The sequence below is a fragment of the Polaribacter dokdonensis genome (assembly GCF_024362345.1).
GTDB classification, from domain to species: Bacteria; Bacteroidota; Bacteroidia; order Flavobacteriales; family Flavobacteriaceae; genus Polaribacter; species Polaribacter dokdonensis.
Genome location: NZ_CP101505.1, coordinates 2,973,255 through 2,998,343, shown reverse-complemented (window position 1 = coordinate 2,998,343; position 25,089 = coordinate 2,973,255). Strand labels below are relative to the sequence as shown.

At 29.7% G+C, this 25,089-nt stretch carries 24 protein-coding genes; 9 read left to right on the top strand and 15 right to left on the bottom strand.

The genetic code is table 11. The features are described from left to right. Window positions 1-95 precede the first annotated feature (95 nt). A complete protein-coding gene (locus tag LPB302_RS13515) occupies window positions 96-2,498 on the top strand; it encodes a TonB-dependent receptor (RefSeq protein ID WP_053973060.1) in 2,403 nt (800 codons plus the stop codon). Window positions 2,499-2,517: 19 nt separating this feature from the next. Continuing rightward, window positions 2,518-3,111, top strand: coding sequence for a hypothetical protein (locus LPB302_RS13510; RefSeq protein WP_143032693.1), 594 nt, complete (start codon window positions 2,518-2,520; stop codon window positions 3,109-3,111). A gap of 44 nt (window positions 3,112-3,155) precedes the next feature. Here LPB302_RS13510 and LPB302_RS13505 read toward each other — a convergent pair whose 3' ends face one another. Beyond that, on the bottom strand, window positions 3,156-4,622 hold the full coding sequence (locus tag LPB302_RS13505) for a MoxR family ATPase (protein WP_053973062.1): 1,467 nt from the start codon (window positions 4,620-4,622) through the stop codon (window positions 3,156-3,158). Continuing rightward, complete coding sequence (locus tag LPB302_RS13500; protein ID WP_053973063.1) at window positions 4,623-5,747, bottom strand: vWA domain-containing protein; 1,125 nt, start codon at window positions 5,745-5,747, stop codon at window positions 4,623-4,625. It lies immediately after the preceding gene. A gap of 209 nt (window positions 5,748-5,956) precedes the next feature. Between LPB302_RS13500 and LPB302_RS13495 the strand changes: the two genes are divergently transcribed. Both LPB302_RS13495 and LPB302_RS13490 read left to right on the top strand, forming a co-directional pair. Next, complete coding sequence (locus LPB302_RS13495) at window positions 5,957-8,581, top strand: zinc-dependent metalloprotease (protein ID WP_053973064.1); 2,625 nt, start codon at window positions 5,957-5,959, stop codon at window positions 8,579-8,581. 63 nt (window positions 8,582-8,644) lie between these two features. After that, on the top strand, window positions 8,645-9,529 hold the full coding sequence (locus tag LPB302_RS13490) for a TIGR01777 family oxidoreductase (protein WP_053973065.1): 885 nt from the start codon (window positions 8,645-8,647) through the stop codon (window positions 9,527-9,529). On the opposite strand, the gene LPB302_RS13485 is transcribed toward LPB302_RS13490, so the two are convergent. From LPB302_RS13485 to rsfS, 7 genes are read right to left on the bottom strand one after another with little or no spacing between them, the layout of a single operon-like run. Next, complete coding sequence (locus LPB302_RS13485) at window positions 9,519-10,151, bottom strand: YceI family protein (protein WP_053973066.1); 633 nt, start codon at window positions 10,149-10,151, stop codon at window positions 9,519-9,521. The two genes, LPB302_RS13490 and LPB302_RS13485, sit on opposite strands and share 11 nt — an antisense overlap. Window positions 10,152-10,154: 3 nt before the next feature. Continuing rightward, the gene (locus LPB302_RS13480) at window positions 10,155-10,424 is read right to left on the bottom strand and encodes an acyl-CoA-binding protein (protein WP_255164381.1); all 270 of its coding nucleotides are present in this window, start codon (window positions 10,422-10,424) and stop codon (window positions 10,155-10,157) included. Window positions 10,425-10,429: 5 nt separating this feature from the next. Next, complete coding sequence (locus LPB302_RS13475; RefSeq protein ID WP_053973068.1) at window positions 10,430-11,086, bottom strand: phosphatidylserine decarboxylase family protein; 657 nt, start codon at window positions 11,084-11,086, stop codon at window positions 10,430-10,432. Between the two features lie 3 nt (window positions 11,087-11,089). Next, complete coding sequence (locus tag LPB302_RS13470; RefSeq protein WP_053973069.1) at window positions 11,090-11,884, bottom strand: phosphatidate cytidylyltransferase; 795 nt, start codon at window positions 11,882-11,884, stop codon at window positions 11,090-11,092. 1 nt (window position 11,885) lies between these two features. Then, window positions 11,886-12,470 carry a hypothetical protein gene (locus tag LPB302_RS13465; RefSeq protein WP_053973070.1) on the bottom strand — a complete coding sequence of 195 codons (585 nt, stop codon included), beginning with the start codon at window positions 12,468-12,470 and terminating at the stop codon, window positions 11,886-11,888. A 6-nt stretch (window positions 12,471-12,476) separates the two neighbouring features. Next, window positions 12,477-14,450 (bottom strand): ATP-dependent zinc metalloprotease FtsH, encoded by a 1,974-nt coding sequence (gene ftsH, locus LPB302_RS13460; protein WP_053973071.1) that lies wholly within the window; start codon window positions 14,448-14,450, stop codon window positions 12,477-12,479. Between the two features lie 20 nt (window positions 14,451-14,470). Continuing rightward, the gene (gene rsfS, locus LPB302_RS13455; RefSeq protein ID WP_053973072.1) at window positions 14,471-14,839 is read right to left on the bottom strand and encodes a ribosome silencing factor; all 369 of its coding nucleotides are present in this window, start codon (window positions 14,837-14,839) and stop codon (window positions 14,471-14,473) included. A gap of 86 nt (window positions 14,840-14,925) precedes the next feature. Between rsfS and LPB302_RS13450 the strand changes: the two genes are divergently transcribed. Continuing rightward, the gene (locus LPB302_RS13450) at window positions 14,926-15,657 is read left to right on the top strand and encodes a biotin--[acetyl-CoA-carboxylase] ligase (protein WP_053973073.1); all 732 of its coding nucleotides are present in this window, start codon (window positions 14,926-14,928) and stop codon (window positions 15,655-15,657) included. Here the strand turns inward: LPB302_RS13450 and LPB302_RS13445 are convergent. Both LPB302_RS13445 and pyrE read right to left on the bottom strand, forming a co-directional pair. Beyond that, entirely contained in the window at window positions 15,654-16,043 is a 390-nt protein-coding gene (locus LPB302_RS13445; protein ID WP_053973074.1) for a hypothetical protein, read from the bottom strand. The genes LPB302_RS13450 and LPB302_RS13445 overlap by 4 nt on opposite strands. 11 nt (window positions 16,044-16,054) lie before the next feature. Continuing rightward, complete coding sequence (gene pyrE / locus LPB302_RS13440; protein ID WP_053973075.1) at window positions 16,055-16,696, bottom strand: orotate phosphoribosyltransferase; 642 nt, start codon at window positions 16,694-16,696, stop codon at window positions 16,055-16,057. A gap of 7 nt (window positions 16,697-16,703) precedes the next feature. Here pyrE and LPB302_RS13435 point away from each other — a divergent pair, with 7 nt between their 5' ends. From LPB302_RS13435 to LPB302_RS13425, 3 genes are read left to right on the top strand one after another with little or no spacing between them, the layout of a single operon-like run. Further along, window positions 16,704-17,300 (top strand): NUDIX hydrolase, encoded by a 597-nt coding sequence (locus LPB302_RS13435; RefSeq protein WP_231658693.1) that lies wholly within the window; start codon window positions 16,704-16,706, stop codon window positions 17,298-17,300. A gap of 47 nt (window positions 17,301-17,347) precedes the next feature. Then, window positions 17,348-19,009, top strand: a complete 1,662-nt coding sequence (locus LPB302_RS13430; protein WP_053973077.1) for a SulP family inorganic anion transporter — start codon at window positions 17,348-17,350, stop codon at window positions 19,007-19,009. A gap of 51 nt (window positions 19,010-19,060) precedes the next feature. After that, complete coding sequence (locus tag LPB302_RS13425) at window positions 19,061-20,125, top strand: T9SS type A sorting domain-containing protein (RefSeq protein ID WP_053973078.1); 1,065 nt, start codon at window positions 19,061-19,063, stop codon at window positions 20,123-20,125. On the opposite strand, the gene LPB302_RS13420 is transcribed toward LPB302_RS13425, so the two are convergent. The 4 genes from LPB302_RS13420 to LPB302_RS13405 are packed head-to-tail and all read right to left on the bottom strand — an operon-like array spanning window position 20,126 to window position 24,430. Beyond that, window positions 20,126-21,229, bottom strand: a complete 1,104-nt coding sequence (locus tag LPB302_RS13420; protein WP_053973079.1) for a lactonase family protein — start codon at window positions 21,227-21,229, stop codon at window positions 20,126-20,128. Between the two features lie 2 nt (window positions 21,230-21,231). After that, window positions 21,232-22,989: a M14 family metallopeptidase gene (locus LPB302_RS13415; RefSeq protein WP_053973080.1), complete on the bottom strand. Its 1,758-nt coding sequence runs from the start codon at window positions 22,987-22,989 to the stop codon at window positions 21,232-21,234. 3 nt (window positions 22,990-22,992) lie between these two features. After that, complete coding sequence (coaD, locus tag LPB302_RS13410; RefSeq protein WP_053973081.1) at window positions 22,993-23,451, bottom strand: pantetheine-phosphate adenylyltransferase; 459 nt, start codon at window positions 23,449-23,451, stop codon at window positions 22,993-22,995. A 4-nt stretch (window positions 23,452-23,455) separates the two neighbouring features. After that, window positions 23,456-24,430 carry a D-alanine--D-alanine ligase gene (locus LPB302_RS13405; RefSeq protein WP_053973082.1) on the bottom strand — a complete coding sequence of 325 codons (975 nt, stop codon included), beginning with the start codon at window positions 24,428-24,430 and terminating at the stop codon, window positions 23,456-23,458. Window positions 24,431-24,523: 93 nt separating this feature from the next. On the opposite strand from LPB302_RS13405, the gene LPB302_RS13400 reads away from it, so the two are divergent. Then, window positions 24,524-25,078, top strand: a complete 555-nt coding sequence (locus LPB302_RS13400; protein ID WP_053973083.1) for a PASTA domain-containing protein — start codon at window positions 24,524-24,526, stop codon at window positions 25,076-25,078. Window positions 25,079-25,089 lie beyond the last annotated feature (11 nt).

The following is a 25,089-nucleotide window of genomic DNA, read 5'->3' as shown; positions in this document are numbered from 1 at the left end:
TGTTTAACTTTCTATTAGCCTATTGGTCGACTTTCTATTTTTTAAAAGCTCTTTTACCAACATCTTTGTATCATCAATCAGTAAAAAAACAGATTATGAAACACATTTTAACTTTTTTATTAGCTTCTTTTATTTCTATCCAATGTTTTGCTCAATATAGAATTTCTGGTAAAATAACAGATGAACAAAATAAAACATTAAATGCAGTTGCTATTTCTTTATATACAACTGACGAAGCAAAATTTGTAAAAGCTTCTGTTTCTAATTCTAAGGGAATTTTCACTATTAATTCAATTGAAGAAGGATCTTACTATCTATTACTTAATAGCTTAGGTTTTAAAGAACACAAAACCAAAAACTTCCAATTAATTAGTGATAAAAATTTTAAAACCATTCAGTTAACCATTGCCTCTGAAGAGTTAGATGAAATTGTAATTAAAACAGAAAAACCAATGATTCAAGTATTGGCAGATAAAACTGTTTTTAACGTACAAAATACTATAAATGCTGCAGGAGATACTGGTTTTGATTTGCTTAGAAAAGCACCTGGAATTGTAATTGATAATAATGATAATGTAATTGTAGAAGGTAAAAACGGTGTGCTTTTTTATATTGATGGTAAACCTTCAGTTTTAAGAGGAGAAGATTTAGTCAACTTTTTAAAAACACTACAATCTTCAGACATAGAATCTGTAGAAATTATTACTCAGCCTTCTTCTAAATACGATGCAGAAGGTAATGCTGGTATAGTAAATATTATTTTAAAAAGAGACAAAACTATTGGTACAAATGGTAGTTTAACAAGTGGTTATAATCAAGGTGATTATGCCAGATTTAACAATGCATTATCTTTTAATAATAGAAATAAGAAAACTAGTTTATATGGTAACATTAGCAATGGAACTGGTACTGGATTTAGTTTTTTAAACCTGTATCGTATTCAGAATAACACCATTTTTGATGCGAAAACTGAAACTATATATGATTACAACAACACTAGTACACGATTTGGATTCGACTTTTATCCTAATAAAAAATCAACATTTGGTATCATACTTTCTGCAAATTTTAGCGATTCTTTTTCAGACTCAGATTCAAGAACACCTATAACGCCTCAAAATCGACAAAACCCAAACAATGTGCTTGTTGCAGGAAGTGATACTGATAATAATGTATACAATTTGTATAGCAACCTCAACTATAAGTATGATAACAAAAAAGGAACTATATTTAATTTTGATATTGATTTTGGAAAGTATAGTAGAGAGAATTTTAACCTTCAGCCCAATACTTATTTTAATGGAGATGAAACTCAGGTTTTAAGTCAAAGTACTTTTTATATAGTTTCACCAACCACCATAAATCTCTTTTCTACAAAAGTAGATTATGAGCAAAACTTCTTAAAAGCTAAATTGAGTTTTGGAGCAAAAATCGCCAAAGTAAACACAGTTAATGATTTCGATTTTTTTAATAGAGAAAATGGAAATGATAATCTAGATAATTCTAGATCTAATGAATTTGATTATGATGAAATTGTAACAGCTGCCTACATTAACTTTAACAAAAAGATTAAAAAGTTTAATTTTCAATTTGGTTTACGTGCAGAAAACACCAACTCTAAAGGCACATTAACAAGCACGCAAGCTAGCAATAATGATATTGTAGAAAGAAATTATACCGATTTTTTTCCTAGTGCAGGTATTACCTTTCAGCCAAATCAAACTAATTCATTTGCACTAAACTATAGTACGCGAATTCAAAGACCAAATTATCAAAACTTAAATCCTTTTGAAAATAGAATTGATGAACTTTCTTTTAGAAAAGGAAACCCATTCTTACAGCCTCAATACACTAATAATTTAAAATTGTCTCATACTTATAAGTATAGATTAACCACTTCTTTAAGCTATAGTTTTATCAAAGACTTTTTTGCGCAAATAACAGAAGCTGGACAGAATAATCAAAACTTTATAAATGTTAGAAATGTAGCAAATCAAAAAGTAATTAATTTAGGCATTTCTTATCCTTCTAAATTTACAAATTGGTGGAGCTATTACATAAGTTTAAATGCTTCTAGAAGTATTTACGAAGCCACAAATCCAGATTTTATTGGTATTTCTCAAAACTCTTTAAGCTTGTATGCTCAGAATACATTTAATCTACCTAAAGACATTCGTTTTGAAGTTTCAGGTTGGTACAATTCTCCATCAATTTGGGGTGGAACCTATAGAACTAACAGTCTTGGCTCATTAAATTTAGCATTACAAAAGAAGTTTTTAAAAGATAAATTAAATGCGAGAATTGGTGTAGATGATGTGCTATTTACATCTCCCTGGAGTGGAACAACACAGTTTGGAGATTTATTTATAGATGGTTCAGGAGGAAGTGATAGCAGACAATTCAAAATTAATTTGACCTATAATTTCGGAAGAAGTGAAGTTAAAAAAGCTAGAAATAGAAAAACAGGAATAGAAGACGAAAAAGGTAGAATAGAATAATAACTTAAAAAGATAAATTATGAAAACATTAGTTACAACCCTTATCATATTGATATCAATAGTTAGTAATGCACAAAGTACTTACTTAAAATTTAAGGTAGATGATAAAGAAAGTAAATACATAATGTATCCTCCAGGAACAAAATTTGAAGTTGTTTCAAAAGAGGGTTATATACAAATGAAAAACACCAATAATCCTTATAAACTGGAAATTGAAAATGAGGGTTTTAAATTATATGCGTATCCTAATTATAAAACTGAAAAAGACGTTTATCACTTAGAAAAAGGAGCTTATTTAGAGTTGGTACTTTCCAAACCTTATAACAATCATAAAAGTAAAATTTCGAATAATAAGAATAAGTCTACAAATATTACAGCTAAAAAAACAGTTACAAATTCAAAAAACAAAAAAGGTAGAAAAAATTTAGTTTTAAAATTTACAAACGGAATTACATTCAAATATACTGATGGCAAAATAGAGGCAACTCTAAATGATAAAGACATTTACGTTGAGGGTAAATATGTTCTGTATTGCAAACTAGGTGTAGCAAAAATAAGTTTTAATCCTAAAAACGGAGAAACCTGGTGGGTTTTTGATAAAGACAAAGAGTAATAATTTAAAAGCCCTTCAAATTAAAATTTGAAGGGCTTTTAAATTTACAATCCATTTATAAAACTTCCATAAGGATCTTTAAACTGTGTACCCTCTGCAAATCTATATTTACTCAACTTTTTAAATTCTACTAAAGCCCAAAGCACAAACTCTTTTACAAAATAAGCGTCATTCTTATTCATGTTAGGTTGATGTTGGTTTAGAAAATCATCTAATGGATTTATTTTATCTAACTCCTTTTTGTAGGCTTCTTCAGAATAATCATCTAATAGCTCAAAATCTTCATCAGCATTAAAAAACCATGAAATAATATCATCATAAGGCGTTTCTTCATTCTGCTTTTCTAACTTTTTAATTTCAGGAAAGTAAGTAGGAAAAAGCGTCTTAATAGCTCTTTTAATTAAAGTTTCTGCAACAACTTGTGCACCTTCTTGCTCACCTTCGTAAACCAATTCTACTTTACCTGTAATTGCTGGTATAATGCCATCAAAATCATTTAAACGAATCATGGTTTCTGAATCTCCAGATAAAATGGCTCTTCTTTCTGCAGTGCTTAATAAATTCTCGAAAGCAGAAATACTTAAACGTGCACTTACACCACTTTTCGCATCAATATATTCGCTATCTCTTGCTTCGAATACAATTTGTTCTAACAAGTCTTTTGCCAATTCTGGAACTTGAATAAATTCTTTTTGAGAAGCTACTTTATTTGCTTCTTGCTGTGTAATGGTTTTTGCAGTTTCAATATCTTCTGGATAATGAGTTAAAATCTGTGAACCAATTCTATCTTTTAAAGGCGTAACAATACTACCTCTATTAGTGTAATCTTCAGGATTTGCTGTAAACACAAACTGCATATCTAAAGGTAATCTTAATTTAAAACCTCTAATTTGAATATCACCCTCTTGTAAAATATTAAACAAAGCCACTTGAATTCTGGCTTGTAAATCTGGTAATTCATTAATTACAAAAATACATCTGTTTGCTCTAGGAATCATTCCATAATGAATAACTCTATCATCTGCATAACTTAATTTTAAATTGGCTGCTTTTATAGGATCTACATCACCTATAATGTCTGCTACAGTAACATCTGGAGTTGCCAATTTTTCTGCAAATCGATCATTTCTATGTAACCAAAAGATAGGTGTATCATCTCCTTTCTCATTAATCAATTCAATAGCAAATCTAGAAATTGGGTTTAAAGGATCATCGTTAATTTCAGAACCTTCCACAACTGGTATGTATTCATCTAATAAATTTACCATCAACCTTGCTAAACGAGTTTTTGCTTGCCCTCTTAAACCTAGTAAATTAATGTTGTGTTTGCTTAAAATTGCTCTTTCTAATTCTGGTATAACCGTATTTTCATAACCATGAACTCCTTTAAAAACAGTTTCATTACTCATCATTTTACTAATCAAGTTCTCTCTTAATTCATCTTTAATAGATTTAGATTCGTAACCTGTTTTTCTTAACTCTCCTAATGTTTTAATATTTTCTAAATTCATCTATCCTCTAATTCTTTTTTTTCTGTTTGTTTCATAATCTTCAAAAATCATTTCTCCAAGACCTTTAAGTCCTGTGTAAAATGCTTTTCCTTGATTTGCCTGTGTAAATGCTTTTACAAATTGCATTAAATAAGGGTCTTGTGCAATCATAAAAGTAGTAATAGGTATATGTAATTTTCTAGCTTGTTGAGCCATTGCATAACATTTATTTACAATGTATTTATCTAGGCCATTACTATTTTTATAATATTGACCATCAGGTAAACGTAAACAACTTGGTTTACCATCAGTAATCATAAATATCTGTTTATTGGTATTTTTCTTTCTTCTTAATAAATCCATTGCTAATTGTAAACCAGCAACTGTGTTTGTATGATAAGGCCCTACTTGTAAATAAGGTAAATCTTTTATTTTGATGGTCCAAGCATCATTACCAAAAACCAAAATATCTAAAGTATCTTTTGGATAGCGAGTGGTAATTAATTCAGCCAAAGCCATTGCCACTTTTTTGGCTGGTGTAATTCTATCTTCACCATACAAAATCATAGAATGGCTAATATCTATCATTAACACAGTACTCATTTGACTTTTATGCATGGTTTCTTCAACAACCAAATCATTTTCAGATAAAGTAAAGTCTCCTATTCCATTATTTATTTGAGCGTTTCTTATGCTTTCTGTCATAGAAACTTTATCTAAATTATCTCCAAATTGATACGCTCTAAAATCTCCTGTATGTTCATCACCTATTCCTGGAGATTTACTTTTATGATTACCAGAACCACTTCTTTTTATTTTACCAAAAATATGATTTAGCGCCTGCTGACGAATTGCTCTTTCAGTTTTAGAAGTAATTTTTGTTCCTCCAGTTCCATCTCCTTTAATTTCTTCTTTTATGTAACCCTTCTTCTTTAAATCTTCAATAAAATCATCAATGGTGTAATTTTCATCTGTAAGATTGTATTCTTTATCTAAAGAACGCAACCAATCTATGGCTTCATCAAAGTCACCTGAAGTATGAGTTATTAGCTCTTTAAAGATTTCAAAAAGTTTTTCGAAAGGAGATTGCTTATCTGCTTCATAAGTTTTAAAAACAAAACCTTTTCTTTTAGTATTTTCTTTCATCCCTATAAAAATACGCTATTAATTAAGGTGATAAAAAAGATTAACATTGCTTTAGCATATGTGTCAATTAGTTTAATTGATACCTTGTTATTACTATCTAATTTGTAATAAGTGAAATCTTTACAAGTGTTAATTTTAGTATATTATTAACATTTATTTTTTATTTCTAAACTAACTTGACAAACAATTAAATTAAAATCAACAAAGCAATGAAAGTAAACCACTTACACAATTTTAGAATTCTGTGTTCATTTTTAATGGTGTTTGGAATTCTTGGAGTTCAAAATACAAATGCGCAGTTTTGGAAAAAGAAAAAAAAGGAAGTTAAAAAAGAGGCTCCTGCCAAAAAAACTCCACCAAAAAAGAAAGGTAAAACTATAAAATCACTTACAAAAAGTAGTAAAAAAATAGAGGGATTATTTACCATTTATCAAGATACAGTTACTGGTTCTGTAAAATTATTGGTAAAGAAAGATCAACTAAACAAAGACTTTATTTACTTCTCACAAATTGCAAACGGAGTAACTGAAGCAAATGCTTACAGAGGTTCTTACAATGGTTCTAGTGTATTTCATGTAACGAAATATTTTAATCGTTTAGAATTTATGGCACCAAACACTTCTTTCTATTTTGACGAAAATAACGCGTTATCTAAATCATCAGAAGCAAATATTAGCGATGCTGTAATAGCAAGTGGAAAACTATTAGCCTCAGATGATGAAAAAGGTGAGTATTTAATTGATGCAAATGGTCTGTTTTTATCAGAAACTTTTACAAGAATTAAACAACCTAGATTTCCTGGTCAGTCTCCTTTTGCTTTTAGCTTAGGACGATTTGATAAATCGAAATCTAAAATAAATGAAATTAAAAACTATCCAGAAAACACAAATGTTAAAACTGAGTATGTTTATAGTAATCCAAATGTAATTAATGGTGGTTCTGCTGCTGTAACAGATGGTAGAAGTGTATCTATTAAAGTATTTCATACGTTCATGAATATGCCAGAAGATGGTTATGAACCAAGAATGGATGATGCAAGGGTTGGTTACTTTCTTACTGAAACTAATGATATGACAACTACTGAAACTGTAAATTATAGAGATATGATTCACAGATGGAGGTTGGTTAAGAAAAACCCAGAAGCAGCAATTTCCGATCCAGTTACACCAATTACATGGTGGATGGAAAAATCTACACCTGTAGAATGGAGAGAAACTATTAAAGAAGGAGTTCTAGCTTGGAATGAAGCTTTTGAAAAAGCTGGATTTAATAATGCAATGGTTGTAAAAATGCAACCAGATGATGCTACTTGGGATGCAGGAGATGTAAGATATAACGTTTTACGATGGACCTCTTCTCCTAACCCACCTTTTGGTGGTTATGGACCAAGTTTTGTTAACCCAAGAACAGGAGAAATCTTAGGGGCAGATATTATGTTAGAATATGTACACTTTACAAACAGAGTATTTGCAGACAAATTATATAATGATGCAGCAGCAAACATGCATTTAGAAACTTCTGCAGAATTAAGAGCTAAAAAGTTCTTAGCTAATAACAACTTGTTATTTTGTTCAGCAGGCCATGTAATGCACGAAAATTTACAATTAGGAACTGCTGTGCTACAAGCATCAGGTGCATCTGCATTAGATATGGAAGGCATTAAGAAAGAAGGTATGAAATCTTTAATTATGCACGAAGTTGGGCATACATTAGGTTTAAATCATAATATGAAAGCAAGTCAGGTTTATACACCTGCTCAATTAGCAGATGCTGATTTTATTAAAGGAAAAGCACTTACAGGTTCTGTTATGGATTATGCAGGAATTAATATCACTAATGATAGAAGTAAACAAGGCCAATATTATGACATGGCAGTAGGTCCTTATGATATTTGGGCAATACAGTTTGGATACACTCCTTTTAAAAGTGCTTCTGAAAGAGATGCTTTATTAGAAAGATCTACTGAACCAGAATTAATTTTTGGTAATGATGCAGATGACATGCGTTCTCCAGGAAAAGCAATAGATCCAAGAGTAATGATTGGAGATTTATCTAATGATCAAATAACCTATTCTATCAATAGATTTGAATTGGTAAATGATATGATGAAAAATCTAAAAAGTCAGTTTACCAAAGAAGGTGAAACTTATGAAAACTTAAGAAGAGCCTATTATACATTACACAACCAAACAAGAATTGCTGGTGGAGTTGTATCTCGATTTATTGGTGGTGTCTATGTAGATAGATCTACTTATGGTCAAGAAGGAGGCTCACAACCTTATACACCTGTTTCTAAAGAAGATCAAAAAAGAGCTATGGATGCTTTAGATAAATACATTTTTGCTCCAGATGCATTTAGTACTCCAAATGAAGTATATAATTATTTAGCAAGACAAAGAAGAGGCTACAATTTCTTTGGAGGACCAGAAGACCCTAAAATTCATGAACAAGTATTAGGATATCAAACAAGTGTTTTAGCACATATAATGCACCCAAATACGCTACAAAGATTATCTAATTCTGAATTATATGGAAATGAATATAAGCTATCTGCATTTATGACAGATTTAAACAACATGATGTTTAAACCAGATATTTATGGAAGTGTAAATTCTTTCCGTCAAAACTTACAAGCTGTATATACAAAGCGTTTGATTGGTATGTTAACAGGTAGAGCAAGTTCTCGTTTTTCTGTAGCTTCAAAATCTATGGCTATTTACAACCTAAATACTATTAAAGGTTGGGTTAGTAATGGTAAAGGTGATGTTGCTACAAGAGCACATAAAAATCATCTAAAAACATTGATTACAAATGCAATGAAAGAAATAAAATAATTTTTAAGAATTATTTATTAGAAACCGTAATCTTTTCGATTACGGTTTTTTTTATCTTTACATATGGCAAAAATTTTAATTACTGGTGGTACTGGTTTAGTAGGTTCTAGATTAACAGAATTACTTATAAACAAAAAACATGAGGTAAATATTCTTACCAGAACTCCTGATGGTTCTAATGAATACAAGTGGGATCTTTCTAAAAAATCCATTGATACAGAAGCATTTAAGAATGTAGATTATATAATTCATTTAGCAGGAGCAGGTATTGCTGATGAGAGATGGTCTGACCAGAGAAAAAAAGTAATTATTGATAGTAGAGTGAAATCTGCAAATTTGTTATTTAGTAAAGCAAAAGAATTGAATATCCCTTTAAAAGGATTTATATCAGCTTCAGGAAGTGGTTATTATGGAGCAATTACAACATCAAAAATATTTGAAGAAACTGATGCTGCTGGCAAGGATTTTTTAGGGGAAGTATGCGAAAAATGGGAAGCAGCTGCTCTTCAATTTAAAAGTTTAAATATTCCTGTATCCATACTAAGAACAGGTATTGTATTATCTAAAACAGGTGGTGCTTTAGAAAAAATGAAAACGCCTGTAATTGCTGCATTAGGTTCAGGAAAACAGTATATGCCTTGGATACATATAGATGATTTATGTGAAATGTACTTGCATCAAATAGAAGAAAATTTAGAAGGAATTTACAATGCTGTAGCTCCTGAACACAAAACTAGCACAGATTTCTCAAAAGAATTAGCAAAAAGTATCTCTAGACCTTATGTTGGTATTAATGTACCAAGTTTTATGCTAAAATTAGTTTTTGGAGATATGGCTAAAATTTTATTAGAAGGAAGTAGAATTTCATCAAAAAAAATCGAAAAGCAAAATTTTACTTTTCGATATCCAATTTTATCTGATGGTCTAATTAACTTATTTAAAAAGTAGATTTAATATTTAAATCAACTTCACTCCAAGTTTTAGTAACCCCATCTGCACCTTTATGTAAATCTTCACAAACTTTATTTAAAGAAGCTAAAGCTTTACTAGCATTCCAATTATTGATGTCTATTGTAGCTTTCATATTAAACATATTTCTTTGAATCGTATACACAAAAGGAACTGGTTTCGTTTCTCCATTCATAGTGATATTAGCTATACCATTAGCATCATCTACTAATTGTAATTTTCCTGAAAGAATTTTAGTATTACCCATAATACCAAAAAAGAATTTTTTGATTTTATAATCTCTACTTGAATCCTTTGTAGCTAAACTACTTACAGGTATAGAAAATTCTGTATCATTGATAGCTTCTTTTAATGTTTTCCCTTCTCCACCACCAGTGATATCAATCTTTCTAAAAGCGCCATCAACACCAATTTTATCTGTTGTTTTGTAAGCCGTAAATTTTATATCTGTGTTAGCATTTGCAACATTAAATGCTGGTGTACTTTTTTTAGAATCTATTTCAATTGTAGCTTCTTTTGTAACAGACTTATTTTCTGATTTACATGAAATTAAATTTAAAGCTAAAACAAATGCAAAAACTGTAGTTACTATATTTTTCATAATCTAACTATCTTTATTTTCCTTTAAAATTTCATTTGCTAATTCTATATACTTCTCTTTTGCTTCGTCTGAAGACATGCCTTTTAACTGCATCCAAGCATTAAACTTAAAACCACTTCTAACATCTAAACCACTATTAAATGAAAAATTGTTTCCAAAATTTGCTTGTTTATGATAGGCATAAAGCTGAAGCATTAAATCTGGAGCAATTGTCTTTTCGAGCTTTGATAGTTTTTGAAAAGCATCATTAAAATTCTGATCTAAATCTTTAATAATCTTTATTTTTCTGCAATAACTTGTGTACCTCCCTTTACTTTGTCTCCCAAACTAACATTTAGTTTAGTACCTAAAGGAAAATATAAATCTACACGTGAACCAAATTTAATAAAGCCAGCATCTGTACCTTGCACAACATCTTCACCTTCAATAGCATAATTTACAATTCTTTTGGCAAGTGCTCCTGCAATTTGTCTGTACAATACATCACCAAAATTATCATTATGAATTACAATGGTTGTTCTTTCATTATCTGTAGATGCTTTTGGATGCCAAGCAACTAAATATTTTCCTGGGTGATACTTGCTGTATTTAATTTTACCACTCATAGCATACCTTGTAACATGTACGTTTATAGGAGACATAAAAATAGAAACTTGTAACCTTTTGTCTTTAAAATATTCTGGTTCTTCTACTTCTTCTATTACTACAACTTTACCATCAACAGGAGCAACTATGGTAGTTTCATTTAACTCAGTAAGTCTTTTCGGGTTTCTAAAAAACTGTAAAACAATGATTAAAAAAGCCAATGCTAAAATTTGAATTGATTTCGTAATCCAAATAATATCTATAAATTTTTCTGCCAAAAGAATAGCAGCAATAACAATAATAAATGTAATTACAATAATCTTGTAACCTTCTTTATGAAATCGAATCATGCTTTAAATAATATAATTAATAAACAAATATACAAAGGGTGCAGCAAATAGTAAACTATCTAACCTGTCTAAAATTCCTCCATGACCAGGCATAATGTTTCCACTGTCTTTAATACCAGCTTGTCTTTTAAATTTTGACTCTACCAAATCTCCTGTTGTACCCAATGCAGATACCAATACACTTATAATTAACCAGTTTAACATAGAGAAATCTAAGTTAAATTTACTGATAAGTAATGCTGCTAAAAGAGAGAATACTAAACCTCCAATAAACCCTTCAATTGTTTTTTTTGGAGATACAGAAGGAAAAAGTTTATGCTTTCCGAAATTTTTACCTATTAAAAATGCAAAAGAATCATTAACCCAGATTAAAGATAAAATACTAATCATTAAGTAAGGATGAAAACTGTTTTCATAAAATGGTAATAGTACCAAAAAACACATTGAAAATATAACATACCTATATGTTAACCCTAATTTTTGCCTGTTATCTTTATAGCTAATTTCCTTTTTTACAAATAATTGATATAGTAAATATGTAGATGATAGCAATGTAATAGCAAGTATACCCATAGAAGCATAACTATATTGTCTACTAATTAATAAGTAAAGGGTTAATGGAAATAAAATATATGCAGCATAATTTTTTAAGGATATCATTCTAGAGAACTCCCAAATGCATAAAAATCCAAAAAAAGTAATTAAAATGGTATATGACTCCTTAGAAAAGAGAATAGCAGAAATAAAAATTAGGACATAAATAATTCCAGAAAAACTCCTTCTTAAAAGGTTGCGCATATTATAAATCTTCAAACAACAACAAATATAAGTTTTTTGAGTTATTGTTGCCATAGTTTAAAAAATTATCATCAACATTCTGAGTGTTATAATTTTTTATTGAAGATATATTTGTAGGTAAATTATTTACATACTTTGTCTTGATTCCTGTAAGACCTTGACCAGTATCTTTAACCAGTTGACTTGTAGTTGCGTATACGATAAAATTATTGGTAAACTCTTTTAGTCTTGTGCTCTTTAGTTGATTTGAAGAAAATAAAACATCTCCTTTATCTGCAATTAAATGTTCACAAGTTGTAAAAATAGGCGCTTCCGAATTCAATTTAGAATCAATTGTAACCTCTTTTTGATTAATAACAGACTTTAATTTAGTGTTTAAAAGCTGCACAGATTTCCAATTATTCTCTGTTAGAATATTGGCAAAATTAGTTTTTACATCTGCTTCACTTGTACAATAAAGAAACTTACCTCCTTTGTTTACAAAGTTGTGTACAAACAAATCATCAAGAGATAAATTTACCTCTTGATTTTGTATTTGTTTATCCTCTTTACTTGGGATATTAAAAAGTTTCTTTAGAAAATCCATTAAAAATTACGATTCTGTTGAAGTCTCCTCTGTTGGTAAATCTATTTCATCTTCTGGCTTTATTTCTGTATCTAAAGCTTCAAAAGGTCTTTTACCAAAAATTTTCTGCAAATCGTCTTTAAAAATTACTTCTTTCTCTAATAATAACTCAGCTAAAACTGTAAGTTTTTCTTTATTGTTAGAAAGTAATTCTATTGCTCTTTGATATTGAATTTCTATCATTTTAGAAATTTCTCTATCAATCATTTTACCAGTTTCTTCACTGTAAGGTTTTACAAAAGCATCGTTACCTGATGAATCATAATAAGTAATATTACCTACTTCATCATTTAAACCATACACTGTAACCATAGCTCTTGCTTGTTTGGTTACTTTTTCTAAATCACTTAAAGCACCTGTAGAAATCTTGTTGAAAATAATTTTTTCTGCAGCTCTACCACCTAGAGTAGCACACATTTCGTCTAACATTTGCTCTGTTTGTACTATCAAGCGTTCTGCTGGTAAATACCAAGCTGCTCCTAAAGATTGTCCTCTAGGTACAATAGTTACCTTTACTAATGGTGCAGCATGTTCTAACATCCAACTAACAGTTGCATGACCAGCTTCATGAAAAGCAATTACTTTTTTCTCTTTTGGTGTTATTCTTTTTTTCTTCTTTTCTAAACCACCAACAATTCTATCTACTGCATCTAAGAAGTCTTGATGATGAATTGCTTTCTTACCATGTCTTGCAGCAATTAATGCAGCTTCATTACACATGTTAGCAATATCTGCCCCAGAAAAACCTGGTGTTTGCTGAGCTAAAAACTCAACATTTACATCATCTGCTAATTTTAAAGGTTTAATATGTACTTCAAAAATTTCTTGTCTTTCTCTAATATCTGGTAAGTCTACATAAATCTGTCTGTCAAAACGTCCTGCACGCATTAAAGCTTTATCTAAAACATCTGCTCTGTTTGTTGCAGCAAGTACAATTACATTAGTATCTGTACCAAAACCATCCATTTCAGTTAATAATTGATTAAGTGTGTTTTCACGCTCATCATTACCACCTGTCATCGAATTTTTACCACGAGCTCTACCAATTGCATCAATCTCATCTATAAAAATAATAGATGGTGATTTTTGCTGAGCTTGCTTAAATAAGTCACGCACTCTAGAAGCACCTACACCTACAAACATTTCTACAAAATCTGAACCAGAAAGTGAGAAAAAAGGAACACCTGCTTCACCTGCAACAGCTTTAGCTAATAATGTTTTACCTGTACCTGGAGGACCTACTAATAAAGCTCCTTTTGGTATTTTACCTCCTAATGAAGTATATTTCTCTGGGCTTTTTAAGAAATCTACAATCTCTTGTACTTCTTCCTTTGCGCCTTCTAAACCAGCCACATTTTCAAATGTAGTTTTTACTTTAGTGTCTTTATCAAATAACTTAGCTTTAGATTTACCTATGCTAAAAATTTGACCTCCTCCACCAGAACCTGATCCTCCACCAGACATTCTTTTCATAAAAAACAACCAAATAGCTATTAATATGATGAATGGTAAGAAACCAATTATAGCATCGAAAATGCTTGTTTTTTCTTTATTATCAATATCAACAATTAATTTTTTTTCTTTTTTAGCTTCACTTACATTCTGCTCAAAAGTTCGTTGATCTCCAAAGTTATACTCATACACAGCATCACCAGGTCTGTAAAATGTAGAGGTAGTAAACTTTTGATGTTTCTCTTTCTTTAATGCTTCTTGCGTTAAATAAATTTGAGCTACATCTTTATTAATAACAACAATTTTCTTTATGTCGTTATCTTTTAAAATTTCGTCGAATTTATTTTTTGAAATACTTTTTGAAGCTAAATCACCACTACTAAAAAATTGAATGGCTATAATTGCTAAGAATATACCTCCATAAATCCAGTAAGAGCTGAACTTAAATTTTGGCATATTTGATTTATTTTCTTTATTTGAATCACTCATGTGTTATAAAATCAATAGGATTATACTGGATTAATTTCGGTGATTTTTGCATCACCCCAAAGGCTTTCTATATCATAATAATCTCTAACATGCTTTTGAAAAATGTGAACAACAACATTTACATAATCCATTAAAACCCATTCAGAGTTTCCTTGACCTTCTACATGCCAAGGTTTATCTTTAACCTCTTTACTAACTACTTTTTGAACCGAACCAGAAATGGCGTTCACTTGTGTATTTGAATTACCAGAGCAAATTATAAAATAATCGCAAACGGTATTTTCTATATCTCTTAAATCTAATAATTGGATGTTTTCTCCTTTAACATCATCAATTCCTTTAATAATTACAGCGATTAAATCATCTGCGCTTACTTGTTTTTTTGTCATTAATCTCTTCTCTATTTAGTGCAAAGTTATTATTTTTTTGCGAGTATTTTGCGTAATATTGAACTAGTTTACACAATATTTAACAATTGAAATTAATCAAACTTAATGCCATTGATTCTACAAGTTCTTTTTTAAAAGAAATGGCTAAAAATTCTACCTTAAAAAACTATACAGTAGTTGTTGCTAAAGATCAAACAAAAGGTCGTGGTCAAAGAGAAAGTTCTTGGTCATCAGAACCTAATAAAAACCTTACGTTTAGTACCTTTATTAGTGATTTAGATTTACAAATAACACATCAGAAATATTTTAATTTTGCAATCTGTTTGGCTGTTTACGATGTAATTTCTAAATATATTGACAACCAGCTTTTTATTAAATGGCCAAACGACATTCTGTCAGCTAATCAGAAAATATGTGGAATTTTAATTGAAAATTCAATTTCTAAAAGCTTTATACAGAAATCTATAGTTGGAATTGGAATTAATGTGAATCAAGAAGAATTTAGAGATGATTTAAATAAGGTTTCATCTCTAACAAATATAACTGGTAAATTATATAATCTAGATGATTTATTAATTGAAGTCGTAAATTCCATAAAAAATCGAGTAAACCAAGTAGTTCAAAAAGATTATAAGAATTTAGAAGCTGACTATTTAAATGTGCTTTATAAAAAAAACACTCCAAGTATGTTTAAAACTACTAAGAATGTTTTATTTATGGGTAAAATTATAGGAATCTCTTCTTCTGGAAATCTGCAAGTAGAACTTGAAGATGAAAGTTTAAAAGAGTTTGGAATTAAAGAAATTTCCTTTGCCTAAATTGTTTCTAAATTATCTGTAAGCGTTTCAATAAAACTAGTTAATGGCTTTTTAACCATCATTGCCATCATTGCATTAAACTTACCTTGAAATTCTAATTGAACTTCTGAAGAATCTTCATCTATAGACTGAATATCTGCAACCAATTGAAAATCTAATTTGCTACTTGCAGCTCCTAGAGTTACATTAGAATATGGTGTTTTTTCCTTAAGGACTAACCTAATTTCTGGCATACCTTTTAAGCCAAAAATAAAAGAATCTCCTTCTACCTCAAACTTTTGAATAGATTCTGGCATTAACTGCTCAAAATTTTTTAAATCTGATAAAAATTCGAAAGTTTCTTTTTGAGATTTCTCAACAACTACTCTAGTACCTTGTATATTCATGCTTATTTATTTTATTGATTCCACTCACTAGGGTTAGCTCTCCATTCTTGTAAAGTAGCTAATTCTTTTTGAGAAATATAATTACTATCTAATGCTTGCTCTAATAAATTCTCGTAATTGCTTAACGTTTTTAAGTTTACGTTTTTATCTTTAAAATTCTGTGTGGCTACATCAAATCCGTAAGAAAAAATAGCAACCATACCTTTTACAACAGCTCCTGCCTCTTTTAAGGCTGCTACTGCATTTAAACTGCTATTACCTGTACTTATTAAATCTTCAATAACAACTACATTTTGACCACTTTCTAAATGTCCTTCTATTTGGTTTTTTCTACCATGTTTTTTAGGCTCAGGCCTAACATAAACAAAAGGAACTCCAAGTTCTTGAGCAACCAAAATACCAATTGCTATAGCTCCTGTTGCAACCCCAGCAATTACATCTGGTTTTCCATATTCTAATTCTGCAATTTTAGCAATTTCTTCCTTTAAGAAAACACGAACAGGAGGATAAGATAAGGTAACTCTATTATCACAATAAATAGGAGATTTCCAACCTGAAGCCCATTGAAAAGGTTCATTAGGACTTAGTTTAATCGCTTTTATCTGCAATAAAAGTTCAGCTGTTTTTTTTGAAGTATCTTTGTTCATAACCATGTCACAAATGTATAAAGTTTTTGTAAATGATAAACCAATAATTATCACATCTTCATCAAAAAATGAAAAAAATTTTCCAATTTATTCATTCTCTGAGATTAATTTTAAGGATGTACTTTTAAAATTGCAAGAAACATCCACTTTTGGTATCATTCTTATCACTGCAAATTTAGAACTTGATTGGCAATTATTCATCAAAAATTTAAAAGTAATTCCTGCTGCTGGTGGTTTAGTTTTAAATGATGAAAAATCTGTATTATTTATTTATAGAAATGAGGTTTGGGATTTACCAAAAGGAGGAATAGAAAAAGGAGAATCTAAAGAAATAGCTGCTATTAGAGAAGTAGAAGAAGAATGTGGAATTACCAATTTATCTATCATAAAACAGCTACCTACCACCTATCATATTTATGATTATAAAGGTTTAAATTTAAAGCAAACCTTTTGGTTTTTAATGCACTCTAATGATGATTCAACATTAACTCCTCAATTAGAAGAAGGCATTACAAAAGTCGCTTTTCTAAACTCAAAAGAAATTAAAAGCGCACTTACTAATACTTATACTAACATTAAATTGGTATATGATGCTTATAAACAGGCTTAAATATAAAAAACATACTATATTTGCCGACTTTTAAAAGCCCATAAATTATGACAGAATTCATAAAAAAAATTACACCTAATGTTAAAGACGATGTTTTAGCAGGTATTACTGTTTCTTTAGCTATGATTCCTGAGGTAGTTGCTTTTGCGTTTGTTGCTCAAATAGACCCTTTAGTAGCGCTTTCTGGTGCTTTTATAATAGGTTTAATTACAGCCATTTTTGGTGGTAGACCAGGTTTAATTTCTGGAGCTGCTGGTGCTGTTGCTGTAATTTTTGTCTCTATGATTTCTGAAGGACATACAAAAGGAATGTTGTTTGATACACCAATAGATAACATGGGTTATTTTTACTTATTAGCTTGTGTAATATTAATGGGTATTATTCAAATTTTAGCAGGTGTATTTAAATTAGGAAAGTTTGTAAGATTAATTCCACACCCAGTAATGATGGGGTTTGTAAATGGATTAGCTATCGTAATTTTCTGGGCTCAAGTAAAAATGTTTTCTCATAAATCTTTGTCTGTTTCAGCAGAAGGAGTTAATGAATATGTAAGCACTTTTATGCAAGGTTCAGAACTAATGATAATGATTGGTTTAGTAGCCTTAACTATGGGTATTATTTGGGTACTACCTAAAATTACTAAAAAAATACCAGCTTCATTAACTGCGATTTTAATAACTACGTTAATTGTAGTTTTTTCTGGCTTAGAAGTTTCTACAGTTGGTTCTTATATTATAGAAGGAGGAGGAACTGGATTGAAAGGCGAATTTCCAACTCCAAATTTAGAACTTTGGCAAAACTTACCTTTTAATTTAGACACACTAACATTTATTTTACCATTTGCAGTTTTAGCAGCTTCTGTTGGTTTAATTGAATCTTTAATGACCATGAATTTAGTTGATGAATTAACAGAAACCAGAGGAAATGGAAATAAAGAATGTGTAGCTCAAGGAGCAGGAAATATTGTAAGTGGTTTGTTTGGTGGAACAGGAGGTTGTGGAATGATTGGCCAAACTGTAATTAATATAAATGCAGGTGGTAGAGGAAGATTATCTGGAATAATAATGGCTGTTACCTTATTAACTTTTATTCTTTTTACAGATAAATTGATAGAACAAGTACCAATTGCAGCATTAGTAGGTGTAATGTTTATGATGGTTATTGAAACTTTTGCTTGGTCTAGTTTTAGAATTCTTAAAAAAATACCTAAGTCTGATGCTTTTGTACTAATAACTGTATCTGCTGTAACCGTTATTTTTGATTTAGCAATTGCTGTTTTTGTTGGTGTGATTATTTCTGCCCTAGTTTTTGCGTGGGAAAACGCAAGAAGAATTAGAGCTCGAAAACGTTTTAAAGAAGATGGTACAAAAATATATGAAATTTGGGGACCTTTATTTTTTGGAAGCATTTTAGCATTTAACGAAAAATTTGATGTTAAAAATGATCCTGATCAAGTAGAAATAGATTTTGTAGAAGCAAGAATATCGGATCATTCTGCTATTGAAGCTATTTTTGCTTTGGTAGAAAAATATCAAGCCTTAAATAAAAAAGTAACTTTAAAACACCTTAGTGAAGATTGCAAGGTATTGCTTTATAAAGCATCTCCAATCTTTACAGATATTATAGAAGAAGGTATAGATGACCCAAGATATCACCTTGCAGCAAATCCTGAAAAATTCCCTAAACCATTAAGCGAATATAAGTTCTAGAAAAGCACTATATTTGGATAACCAATTTGGTAAACCAATTATATTTGACTTATGATTAGAATTTTAGTTTCAGTTTTTGCCTTTCTTTTATTCTCATCAAACACCAAAGCACAAGTAGTGTTAAGTGCTGATGGATCAGGAAACACCTACGAACTTATAAATTCGGTTTTGGCTCCAAATTACAATGTAGTTGAAGTGCCAGATTGTGTACACACCTCTTTTGGTAGACATATAGATGAAGTCTTTGATACTGATTTAAATAAAAATGTATTTCGTTTTTTCACTCATGCTTCTGAAGATAATGATAGATGTAAAACTTTTGACAGACAACGAACTGAAATAAAATCTTATGACAAGAGCCCTGATAATTTATTGGGCTTAGAAGGTGAAAGAGTAATCTATAAATGGAAAATGAAGCTTAGTGCAGACTTTCAAGTTTCACCAAACTTCACACATTTGCATCAAATTAAATCTGTTGGAGGTAGTTTTGCATCAATACCAATGTTTACACTAACTGGAAGAAAAGCAACTCCAGATCGTTTAGAATTAAGGCACACAAGTACCAATGATCAAAACACCATAAAAACTGCAGACTTAGATTTATTAAGAGGGAATTGGGTTTCTATTACTGTTGATTTAACTTATGGTACCAACAGCAATTACGAAATAGAAATTAGAAATATTGCTACAGATGCTGTAATACTCTACTATCAAAATTCAAATTTAGATAACTGGCAAGCAGGTGCTGAATTTGCAAGGCCAAAATGGGGTATTTACAGAAGTATAAACAACGTACAAGATTTAAAAGATGAAGCTGTTCTTTTTGCTGATTTTAGCATAGAAGAAACTGCATCTCTTTCTATAGATAATTACGCTACAGAAAAGCAAAAGATTACTATTTATCCAAACCCCATTGCTAATAAAATTCAAATTAAAGCTAGTAATATAGATTTTGATGCTTTTACAATATTTTCTTTGTTGGGTAAGAAAATTAAAGAGCAGAATAACTTTAGTAAAAAAAGTATAGATGTTTCTTCTTTAAATAAAGGCAGCTATTTTATAGTCTTTAAAAATGAAGGTGAAATAGTAAGCAGAAACACTATTCTTATTGAATAATTAAAATAAAATACAAACAGGATTTGGAGCCTTAATTTCACTTACAAACGATAGTTTTCCATTTTTAGCATTTCTTTTAAAAGAAACAATATTGCTCGTTTTCTCATTGGCAACAATTAAAAAATCCTCATTTGGAGAAATGGCAAAATTCCTTGGACCATCACCTTTTGTACTTTCAAAACCTATTAGCTCTAAACTTCCATCTACTTTATCAATTTTAAAAATTGCTATAGAATTATGTCCACGATTTGAAGCATATAAGAATTTTCCATCAGCAGAAATATGAATGTCAGCTCCTTTACTATAGCCTGTAAAATTTTTTGGCAACATAGAAAAAGTACCCTGAATTACGTATTCATTATTCTTTTCTATAATTAAAGAAACAGTATTATTTAATTCATTTAATGTATATAACCAGTTTTTGTTAGGATGAAAAGCTAAATGTCTTGGACCTGCACCTTCCTCTAATTTTAGCGTTTTCTGATCTTTAAACTGAAAAGATTTTTCACTATCATTAAAGTTTGAAAACCATAATTCATTAGTTCCTAGATCTGCAGAAATAATTTCATTTTTGTTAGGATGAAAATAAGCTGAATGTGCATGTGGTGCTTCTTGTCTATCAGTAGTTCCCTTGCCAAAATGCTGTTGAACAGCTTGTAAGTTAGTTAGTCCATTTTGATTATCAATTTTATAAAAACCAACATTACCACCTGTATAATTAGCTACTAGTACTTCATTATATTCATTAATATTTAAAAAGCAAGGATGAGCACCTCCAGATTTTGAAGTGCTTAAATAGGCTAAAGAATCTTTATCTATTCTATAAGATTTTATAAAACCTGTACCTTCTACATCTGTTTCATCTACTGCAACTAAGGTTTTACCATCATTCGATTTTGCTATAAAAGACGGATTATTTGTTTTAGCAAACAAACCAATTTTCTTTAAAATTCCATTTTGATCTATTGCGTATTTGTAAATACCTTCACTTTCTCCAGATGTATATGTACCAACAAAAAAAGGTGTTTCTTCTTGAGAATCTATGTTGCTTGTTTTACAATTCATAAAAGCCAATACAATGATTAAAAATAGGTAGTTTTTCATTTCTAATAAACTTTAAAAACAGGTAACAATAAATGTGCTCTTTCATAATAAGGAGAATTTTTGTAAACAAAATCTAATTGCATTCTTGGGTTTGCTTTAAATTTCTCATCATTTTCTAATTTGTTTAAATACTCCTCTCTCAAGCTAGTATTCTCTTCTAAGATTTGTGCTGCAACATCTTCAAAAACGTAGGCTGAATAACCTTCTTTTTTTTGTAAAACAGTATCAAAAAAGTTCCAATTAAAAAAAGAATCTGTAGCTTCTGCCTCTAATGTTTCTAACAAATAACGAATTCCATTTTGATTTGTTGGTATGTATAAATCATCTTTTTGAAATGCCATTTCTTCTGTTGAGCTAAATACTTCTGTACTGTAATGTAAATAATGCCCTTCATAAGGTGCACTTCTAGATTTAAAATCTTTAACGTGATTTACAGTAACAGCAATTGTTGTATCATTTTTAAACCTAGTGTATTCAATTTGATTATTATTTAATCTTTCTACAACTTTATGCCAACCTTTAGGTAAAATGTAAGCAACAGGAATTTCAATTTCTTTGGTAACTTTAAACTCATCAAAATACTTTGTCTCTTTTTCAAAAGGTTTGTTTTTGTCGTAAAACAAACGTTTGCCATTAGTAACTTTACTATCTATATAAGAACCTTCAAAACCTTTAAAATTTAGAATTCTATACTTCTCTCTATCTACAGTATATTGAATAGGATATGTTTTTTTACTTAATAGTTCTGATGTAGCTTTTGCTCTTAAATCTTTAATTTTTCCTGAATTTTCTTCAGTAAAGTCAAAAACCAATAACATAAGTTCATAAGTTTGTTCTACTCTAATTTTATAAGGCTTTAACATGTGTGTTTCTACCATTAAACCTAACGTATTAAACAAGGTTGTATAGCCTGTAGAATATCTTGGAGAATCGAAAAATTGAGAAAAACCAACTTCTGGTGTATTACCCCAAACATTTACGTAAGGCGTAATTATAATATTTTTTTGCTCTAGAGATTTCTCTAAACTTGGCCTCATTTCATTCTGCAAAAAAGAACCTAATTTACCACCCAATTTATTGTGTTGGGTAAATAAATGTGTTATTGCATATTGATAATCTGCTCCATTACTTACATGATTATCTATAAAAACGTCTGGATTTACAGTATGAAAAATATCTGCAAAAGCTGCTGCATTCTTGGTGTCTTGCTTTATGAAGTCTCTATTCAAATCGAAATTTCTGGCATTACCTCTAAAACCATATTCTAAAGGTCCATTTTGATTTGCTCTCGTATGCGAATTTCTATTTAAAGATCCTCCAATATTATACACAGGAATTACACAAATAATCGAATTTTCATACTTCTTTTGTAAAGAATCATTTTGCACAATATCTCTTAACAACATCATAGAAGCATCTATTCCATCAGATTCTCCTGGATGAATTCCGTTATTAATTAAAATTCTGTTTTTTGCTGAGTTTTTAATTTCATCAACATTATAAATTCCATTTCTATCGTAAACCACTAAATGTAATGGCTCTCCAGAATCTGTTTGCCCAAAATTAAATAGCGAAATTTCATTATAAACCTCAGCCAACTCTGAATAATATTCTATAACCTCATTATATTCTGGAGTTTCTGTTCCTTTAGACTTTTCGAAAATTGTAGTAAAATCTGCTGATTCTTTAGATGATTTGTTGCAAGAAACCACAAAAATCAAGGTTGAAACCAATAAGGTTTTCAATAAAAATTTGCTCATAAATTATTTTTTAACTCTAACTGCATCAGGCACTAAACCTGTATAATCTCCATTATTTCTAATTACATCTCTTACAATTGATGATGAAATGTAGCTCTTACCTGAAGATGTTAGCAAGAATACAGTTTCTATCTCTGATAATTTTCTGTTGGTATGCGCTATAGCTTTTTCGAATTCAAAATCAGCAGGATTTCTTAATCCTCTTAAAATAAATTCAGCATTTTGCTCCTTACAAAAATTGACAGTTAAACCTTGATAGGTTAAAACCTTAATTTTTGGTTCATCTTTGAAAGCCTCTTCTATAAAACTTTTGCGTTCTTCTAAGCTAAACATGTATTTTTTATCTGCATTAATACCAATGGCTATTATTAGCTCATCAAAAAGTTTTACTCCTCTTTCTATAATATCAAAATGACCTAATGTAATAGGATCAAAAGAACCTGGAAAAACTGCTTTTTTCATAATTTTAATTTAATGCCATTTGAATAGCGTTTTCAAAAAGTTGTGCTAAAGAAATACCTGCTTCTTGTGCTTGTTGAGGCAAAATACTTTCTTCAGTTAAACCTGGTACAGTATTAATTTCTAAAAAATGAGGCTCATCATTCACAAAAATATACTCTGCTCTTGTAAAACCAGACATATTTAAAGATTTATATACCTTTTTTGCAACCTCTTCTACTTTATTCTGTTGTTCTTCAGATATTCTTGCAGGCGTAATTTCTTGAGATTTACCTTCGTATTTTGCTTCATAATCAAAGAAATCATTTTCTGATACAATTTCAGTAATTGGTAATACCTTTACCTCATTTTGATATTGAATAACACCTACAGACACTTCTGTACCCTCTAAAAACGATTCAATTAATATAGCTGAGTCTTCATTATAGGCTTTTAAAATACCCGTAAAAATTTCTTCTTCTGTATAGGCTTTAGTAATACCATAACTAGAACCTGCATTGTTAGGTTTAATAAAACAAGGTAAGCCAACTTTATCCTTAATTTCTTTGGTATTTATAACATCACCTTTATTTAAATAAATAGATTTTGCAGTTTTAATACCATATTCTTTTACAACACTTAAGGTATCTCTTTTATTAAATGTTAAGGCCATTTGATAAAATGGTGCTGATGTATGAGGAATGTTAAGCAATTCTAAATAACTTAAAATCATTCCATTTTCTCCTGGATTACCATGAATTGCATTAAAAACACAATCAAAATTGATATGATTTTGATTTATGATACAAGAAAAATCATCTTTATTGATGTTGTATTCTTTTCTATTATCATCTAAAACCACCCATTTTTCTTTTAAAATGTGTAGTCTAAAAACATTGTATTTATTGGTATCTAAATTCTTAAATACAACATTTCCGCTTTTTATGGAAATATCTGCTTCAGATGAATAACCACCCATAATAATGGCAATATTTTTTTTCATCAAATTCTATTATTTAAACAAATTTATCAAAATATAAATAGAAACTGCAACGTTTAGATTTTATATATTTGTACAACAATCAAAAAACATTCTATGGGCATTTTTCAGTTTCTAAAAAGTAAATCGTTTTTTAAGCAATTGGTTATTGCTGTTGTTAGTTTTGTGTTACTTTTTTTTATCCTTAAATTTTGGTTGAATGTAACTACAAATCACGATCAAAAAATACAGGTTCCAGACTTACATAAAATGACAATTAGTGAAGCTGAGCGTAAACTAAATGAACTAGATTTAGCCTATAAAGTTATTGATAGTGCAAGTTACAACCCAGAATATCCTAAAAAATCTGTAATAGAACAAAGCCCTGAAGGAGGTGATTTTGTTAAAGAAAATAGAAAAATTTACTTGACTTTAAACCCTTCTAAATATAGAGATATTACTATACCTGATTTAAATGGGCGTACAAAAAGACAAGCCATTTCTGAGTTAAAAGCAATAGGTTTTGTGGTTGGCACAAAATATACCTATGTAAAAGATATTGGTAAAGATGTAGTTAGAGGATTAAGACACAATAATAAAATTGTAAATCCGAATGATAAATTACCTAAAAACTCAATTATAGAGTTGGTTTTAGGAGATGGAAACAGATAGAAATTAAAGAA